This is a genomic window from Pauljensenia hongkongensis, assembly GCF_001746855.1.
GTDB classification, from domain to species: domain Bacteria; phylum Actinomycetota; class Actinomycetes; order Actinomycetales; family Actinomycetaceae; genus Pauljensenia; species Pauljensenia hongkongensis.
Genome location: NZ_CP017298.1, coordinates 1,789,890 through 1,796,655 on the forward strand (window position 1 = coordinate 1,789,890; position 6,766 = coordinate 1,796,655).

A 6,766-nucleotide genomic window follows, 5' to 3' on the forward strand; every position below is an offset into this window, starting at 1 on the left:
TTCCCCCCGGCCCCGGAGCGGGGGCGGTCGGCGCGCGCCGCGCCCGTCGACGCCCCCACCGGGCCAGGCGGTCCATCGCGGCGGACAGGGAAGCGGGGTCCTCGCGGTCGTCGGCGCGGGTGGGGACGGCCCGGTCGTTGGCCGGGGACGCACCCGATGGATTGTCCGCCAACCATTGCGCGATGCGGGCGGCTGTTTCGGGCGCGGGCGCCAGCAGGCGCCGCTTTGCCTTGGGAAGGGCGCGGATCGTCCCCGTGATCAGCTCCTCCACCATCCCCGGCACCAGCCAGTCCGCGCCCTCGTCGCTCACGCGGGCCAGGGCCTCGACCGGAACGCGCACGCTCACACCGTCCCGCGGGGACCCGGGCGAGAACTCGTAGGACACGGGCAGGCGCACGTCCCCGCCCACCCAGTGGTCGGGGAAGCCGTCCCCCTCGCCCGCCCCGCGCGGCAGCAGCAGGGCGCGCGGGTAGGTGAGCAGGTCCGGGCGCGAGCGGCGCTCCCCCTTCCACCAGCGGTTGAAGTGCGCGGCCGACACGACGTCCTCGGGGACCAAGTCGTCGAAGAAGGCGAAGCGCGCCTCCTCGTCGGCCACCAGCCCGTGGGTGCGGCTGCGCCGCTCCACCTCCCTGGCCTGCTCCACGAGCTCCTCGTTGGCGCGCTGGAAGGCGTGGCGCTCGCGCCACTCGCCCTCCACCAGCGCGTGGCGGATGAACATCTCCCGCGCCAAAGCCCTCGCCGTCAGGGGGCCCGCGCCCAGCGCCCCCGCCCCCGGCGCCGCGCCCAGCAGCCCCGACGAGGACGCCCCCGCCTCGTCGATCACCGTGCCCCCCAGCCCGCCCAGCAGCACCGGGCGGTCCGCCGACAGGGTGAGGCCGTAGAGCAGGACCTTCTCCTTGACCATCGCCGCGCCCTTCGACGAGGACCAGTAGGGCTCGGAGTGGACGCGTTTGACCAGGGCGCCCGCGGCGGGCTCGACCCACTCGGGGCGGATGCGCGCCACCGTGCGGGCGAAGAGGCGCGAGGTCTCCACCAGCTCCGCGGCCATCACCCATGCCGGGCGCCCTCCCACGCCCGAACCCGGCCAGATCGTGAAATGGGTGCCCCGCGCGCCCTCGTAATCGCGTTTCGACTCGTCCCAACTGCCCAGGTTGGACAGCAGGCCCACCAGCAGCGAACGGTGGATCTGGTCCGCGTCCACCGTCGCCGTGCCCTGGGTGAAGGCCACGACCGCGCGCGCCGCCGCATCGGCCGCTCCCCCCGAGGCGGCCGCCTCGACGACGTCGCGGCGCGGGGGCTCCCCCACGGGGCCCGCGTCGATGCCCAGGGGGCGGGCCATCTGGCGCAACTGGTTCACCACGTCGCGCCACTCGCGGAAACGCAGGTAGTGGAGGAACTCGGCGCGGCACAGGCGCCGGAACGCCGACCCCGACAGGTCCCGCGCCTGCACGTTGAGGTAGCGCCACAGGTTCACGTAGGTCACGAAATCCGAATGGGGGTCCGCCAGGCGCGCGTGCGCGGCGTCGGCCGCCGCCTGGTGCTCGGCGGGGCGCTCGCGCACGTCCTGGATGGACAGGGCAGCGACGATGACGAGCACCTCCGAGGCGCACCCGTTCGCGTCCGCCTCCAGCAGCATCCTGCCCAGGCGCGGGTCGATCGGCAGGCGCGCCAGGTCCCGGCCGATGCGGGTGAGGCGGTGCCCGGGCTGGGCAGATCCGCGACGGGGCGCGCCCCGCCCGGATCCCGTGCCCTGGGGGGAGGGCGCGGCGCTGGGGCGCGACCCCTGGCGGTCCCCGGCGCCCTCCGCGCTCCGCGGCGCGGATCCCGGGCGCTCGCCCCTGCCCGGTCCCCTGTCGGAGGGGCCGTCCGGGGCCAGGGCGCCGATCTCGACCAGCAGGTTCACGCCGTCGCGCACCGCCCGCCGCTCGGGCGGGTCCACGAAGGGGAAGTCCTCGACCGGCCCCAGGCCCAGCGACGCCATCTGCAGGATCACGCTGGCCAGGGACGTGCGCAGGATCTCCGGCTCCGTGAAACGGGGGCGCGCCTCGTAATCGCGCTGGGAGTACAGGCGGATCGCGACGCCGTCCGCCACGCGCCCGCACCGGCCCGCCCGCTGGTCCGCACTCGCCTGGCTGACCGGCTCGATCGGCAGGCGCTGCACCTTCGTCCGGTTCGAGTACCGGGAGATGCGCGCCAGGCCCGGGTCCACCACGTAGCGGATGCCCGGGACGGTCAACGAGGTCTCCGCGACGTTCGTCGCCAGGACCACCCTGCGCAGGCGGTGCGGCTCGAACACCCGGTGCTGCTCGGCGGCGGTCAGGCGCGCGTAGAGGGGCAGGATCTCGATGGAGCCAGGCAGGGCGCCCCTGTCCTCGCCCGCGCGCACCCCGCGCGCGCCCAGGTGGTCCAGGAGCGCCGACTCGGTGTCCCGGATGTCGCGCTCGCCCGGCAGGAAAACCAGGATGTCGCCGTCGCCCTCCGCGCTCAGCTCGTCCACCGCGTGGCAGATCGCCGTCTCCACGTCGATGTCCTCGCCCAAGCCGTAGCCCAGTGCCGGCAGGTCGTCGTCGGGGTCCTCCAGGACCAGTTGCTCGAAAGCGCCCGCCCCGCCGGCCCCGGCCCCGTCCGGCGTGGCCCCGCTCCCGTCAGTGCCGGACCCGGTCGGCCCGCTGCCCGGACCGGCGCCGGCCGACGCGCTTGCACTCCCCCTGGTTCCCGGGCCGGCGGCGCCGGCCTCCGCCCCGTCGGACCCGGTCGGCGTGGACGAGCGCGACGGAGCCAGGTCCGCGGCCAGGGGGCGGTAGCGGATCTCGACGGGGAAAGTGCGCCCCGACACCTCGATGACGGGCGCGGGCTCGACGGGGCGCCCCCTGCCCACGGGGCCGTCCCACCGGCCGAAGTGCTCGGCGAAACGCGCCGAGTCGATCGTCGCCGACGTGATGATCACCTTCAGGTCCGGGCGGGCGGGCAGCAGGCGCGCCAGGTACCCCAGGATGAAGTCGATGTTGAGACTGCGCTCGTGGGCCTCGTCGATGATGAGCGTGTCGTAGCGCTCCAGCATCGGATCCGACTGGATCTCCGCCAACAGGATGCCGTCGGTCATCAGTTTGACCAGCGTGGTGGGGCCCACCTCGTCGGTGAAACGCACCTGGTAGCCGACCACCTGGCCCGGAGCGCGGCCCACGGTCTGCCCCAGTTCGGCGGCGATGCGGTCGGCCACGGAACGGGCCGCGAGGCGCCGGGGTTGGGTGTGCCCGATCATCCCCGTCACGCCGCGCCCCAACTGCAAGCAGATCTTCGGCAGCTGCGTCGTCTTCCCCGAGCCCGTCTCGCCCGACACGATCACCACCTGGTGGTCCCGGATCGCCTCGGCGATCTCGTCGCGGCGCGCGGACACCGGCAGATCCGGGAAAACCACCACCGGGATCGCGGCGGCGCGCTGGGCCAGCTGCTGGGGCGTGAAGGGCCTGTGGACGTGGGCGTGCTCGGGGCGGGCGCCGGACCGGGCCCTCCGGCGCCCCTTCGCGCCCCGGGCGGGCTTCGGGCGGGCGGGGGTCCTGTTGTCGTGTTCACCGGGCATGATGCGCCCAGTGTAACGAGTGCCGATGGCAGTGCCCCAGACCTGGACACGCCGCGGAACCGCGGTCAGGAGAACGCCCTGCCGAAGAACACCACCGTGAAGCCGTGCGGGTCGTCAGTGGGGCGGACGACCAGCCACACCGGGTACCTGCTGCCATCGGCGGAGAGCGGGCGCGCCGAGGACGAGGTGTCGATGCCGCAGACGAAGTCCCCCTGCTGGTAGGGCTGGCCGGTGAACCACGACTGGGCGAACGCGAGGCCGAGGGGGTCGCCCGGGATCGTGAACTCGCCGCTGCCCTCGCGCACGTCGGGGATCGCGCCGCAGGCGCCGACCTGTCCGCCCACGGGGAACTGGACCGCCCGCATGCCGCACGTGTCCAAGTCGTCAGGAGCGCATCCGGCGATGCCCTCGGTCCGCAGGCGGGCGATGTCGTCCTGCGAGGCGTGCCGGGCGGCCGCCGCGTAGTCCTCCGCCGCCACCGCGTCGTAGAATCCCTGCGCCTCCGCCTGGTCGGGGGCGGCGACCGCGCCGTTGGCGGTGTCGAACCACGAGGACACGGCCTCGAAGGCGGAGCCGTTCCACCTCATCGCGACCACCGCCTCGGTCGAGGGGGCGCATGTGGGGCATGAGGCCTGGTCGCCGAACATCGAGACCCCGGAGACGCGCAATGAGAGCGCGTCGGCGGAGAACTCCACCGAGGTGAAAGCCGGCCGCACGAGGGCGGCGTGCGCGGCGGCCCCGATGTCCTTGCGCGCGTCCAGGGCGGCGACCAGGGCCAGCGACGGGTCGTAGAACGCGAGTTCCTCGACCATCGTGTCCCCTCCTCCCCGGCACACGAGGCGCGCCGCCGTCGTCGGGGCGCCCCCCAGAGATCCCTGGTAGGCGCTGTCAATGGTGATCGACACCTCGTACATGCCGGCGTTCGCCCGGGCGGTCCCCTCCGAGAACCGCACCTTCCCCTCCGCGTCCTTCAGCGCGTCGACGGTGCAGCCGTCGGGGACCGCCAGCAGCGCGTCAGCGAGGTCGTCGGCCGTGGGGGCGGTGGCCGTCAATGTGGGGGAGGGGGTGGCCGAAGAGGACTGGGCAGAAGAGGACTGCGCCGCGGATTGCGCGGAGGACTGCGCTGCCGTGGGGGGGACCGACGGCTCGCCGCCTTGGCGGGTGGCCGACCACACGAGGGCCGCGACCAGGGCGATGATGACGGCCGCGGCGACGGCGATCACCGTGGCGAGCCCCCTCGTCCGGGTCGCGGGCGCGCCGCCTGCGGGCGAAGGGGGCCCGTTGGGGGGAATAACGGGATCTGACTGCGGACTGGGAGTGGGATTATCGTCCATTCACTGATGGTAGTGCATAGCCGTCCAGTAGTGGGTATAATGCAGCGCTCTTCTCATCACTTTCTGGTCGGCGGCGGTGGCAACCCGGGCTGGGCGCCATGCTGGCGCGCGTGGGGCCGCGGCCGCGCCCCATCCCCTGCTTGGGCCGCCGTGCGCTGCTGGTCGTGGTGGCGCGGCCGTCTGCGCCCCGTCCCCTGCGTGGGCCGCCGTGCGCTGCTGCTGGTCGTGGTGGCGCGGCCGTCCGCGCCCCGTCCCCTGCGTGGGCCGCCAATGGATAATGAGTCCATGAACGGACTCTTCGCAGGGCTGACCACGTTGGACGTCATACACGCGCTGGACCACGTTCCGGACCCGACGGTGAAAGTGACCTCGACCGACCACGTCATGGCAGCCGGAGGGCCCGCGACCAACGCCGCCATCGCCTTCGCGGCCCTCGAGCGGGCGGCAGGGCGCCTGCGCCCCAGCACGGGAGCAGCTGGCGCGGGCAACGCCAGGGCCGAAGACGGCGACGGGGCGGCCGCCCCAGGAGCAGGGGCCCTGGAAGCGGGCGCGGAAGGCTCCGGCCGGTCCCGGGCCGTCCTGCTCAGCGCCCTCGGGGCGGGCGCCGCGGCCGAGTTCCTGCGCGCCGACCTGGCGGAGGCGGGCGTGCGCCTCGTCGACGCGACCGCCGCCTCGAACAGCAGCGGGCCCGCGGTCTCCGGCATCATCGAGCACCCCGGGGGCCGCATGGTGGCCTCCACGAACGCCAGGGTCGAGGCGGATCCGGCCCTCGCCCGCCGCGCGCTGGAGTCCGCGCGGCCCTGGGACGTCGTCCTAGTCGACGGGCACAACCCCGGCCTCGCCCAGTCGGCGCTCACCGCGGGGACGCACCCCGCCACCGACCCCGACGACCCCTTCGCGGAGCTCGAGGCGAGGCCCGCGCACCTGCGCGTGCTCGACGGCGGCTCCTGGAAGGACTGGTTCACCCCGTTGCTCGGCCTCGTCGACGTGGCAGTCGTGTCCGCCGATTTCGCCCCGCCGCTGCTGCGCGCGCCCGACGGCGCCCAAGTCGCCGGGTTCCTGCGCGGATTCGGCATCACCCGGACGGTGCGCACCCAAGGGCCGGGGCCCGTCCAGTTCTGGTGGGACGGCCGGTCGGGGGAAGTGGAGGTGGAGCCCGTGGACGCCGCGTCCACCCTGGGCGCGGGCGACGCCTTCCACGGGGCGTTCGCATGGGGGTGCGCCCGTTACAGGAGGGTCGGTGCCCCGATCAGTGACCCGCGGGGGCTCATCCGTTTCGCCTCGGCGGTCGCGCGCGTCTCCGTGGCCTCCTTCGGGACGAGGAGGTGGCTGTCGAGCCCGGAGCTGCAACGGTGCGTGGAGAGCTTCGTGGAGAGCTTCGAGGCGGGCCCCGCCGCAGAACCCGGTGGGCCCGGGGGAGCTCCGGGACGTTGAAGGGGCGGGGCGGGCCCCGTATCGGGGTAGGCAATGGGTCGTTTGGGGGGAGAGCGGGTCCGCATTGGGGCAGGCAATGGGTCATTGGGGGAGAACACGGGTCCGCATTGGGGTAGGCAATGACTCATTGGGGTAGGCAATGGGGCAGCTTCTCCGCAGCCGGGCACTGCTGGGGCGGGTGCGTTGTCGCATTGGGGTAGGTTACGGTGCATTGGGGTAGGTTATTAGCCTGCCCCAATGGGTGGTTTCCTGCCCCAATGGGGTTAACCTGCCCCGATGGGGGCTAACCGTAGGTGGTTTTCTGCTCCGATGCCGCGGCTGGAGCCGGGAGGGATCAGCGGTGGGGCTGGCGGCCGGTGGGCCCGGTCATCAGGCGCGGCTGGTCGGCCCGGTCGCTGGGAACGGGGCCGCTCGTGGT

Annotated in this window: 3 protein-coding genes; 1 reads left to right on the forward strand and 2 read right to left on the reverse strand. The window is 73.9% G+C overall.

All coding sequences use genetic code 11. From position 1 onward, the window contains the following. Both BH719_RS07415 and BH719_RS07420 read right to left on the reverse strand, forming a co-directional pair. Nucleotides 1–3,580 (reverse strand): DUF3418 domain-containing protein (locus BH719_RS07415; RefSeq protein WP_009744202.1); only part of this gene is annotated, 3,580 nt, incomplete at its 3' end. A gap of 65 nt (nucleotides 3,581–3,645) precedes the next feature. Continuing rightward, the gene (locus tag BH719_RS07420; RefSeq protein ID WP_157098212.1) at nucleotides 3,646–4,914 is read right to left on the reverse strand and encodes a hypothetical protein; all 1,269 of its coding nucleotides are present in this window, start codon (nucleotides 4,912–4,914) and stop codon (nucleotides 3,646–3,648) included. A 285-nt stretch (nucleotides 4,915–5,199) separates the two neighbouring features. On the opposite strand from BH719_RS07420, the gene BH719_RS07425 reads away from it, so the two are divergent. Then, nucleotides 5,200–6,348 (forward strand): PfkB family carbohydrate kinase, encoded by a 1,149-nt coding sequence (locus BH719_RS07425; protein WP_050790638.1) that lies wholly within the window; start codon nucleotides 5,200–5,202, stop codon nucleotides 6,346–6,348. The last annotated feature ends 418 nt before the right edge of the window (nucleotides 6,349–6,766 follow it).

Bases quoted from the DNA above. Each gene is read 5' to 3' on its own strand.
- BH719_RS07420 (WP_157098212.1), bottom strand. From the start codon at position 4,914: ATGGACGATAATCCCACTCCCAGTCCGCAGTCAGATCCCGTTATTCCC.
- BH719_RS07425 (WP_050790638.1), top strand. From the start codon at position 5,200: ATGAACGGACTCTTCGCAGGGCTGACCACGTTGGACGTCATACACGCG.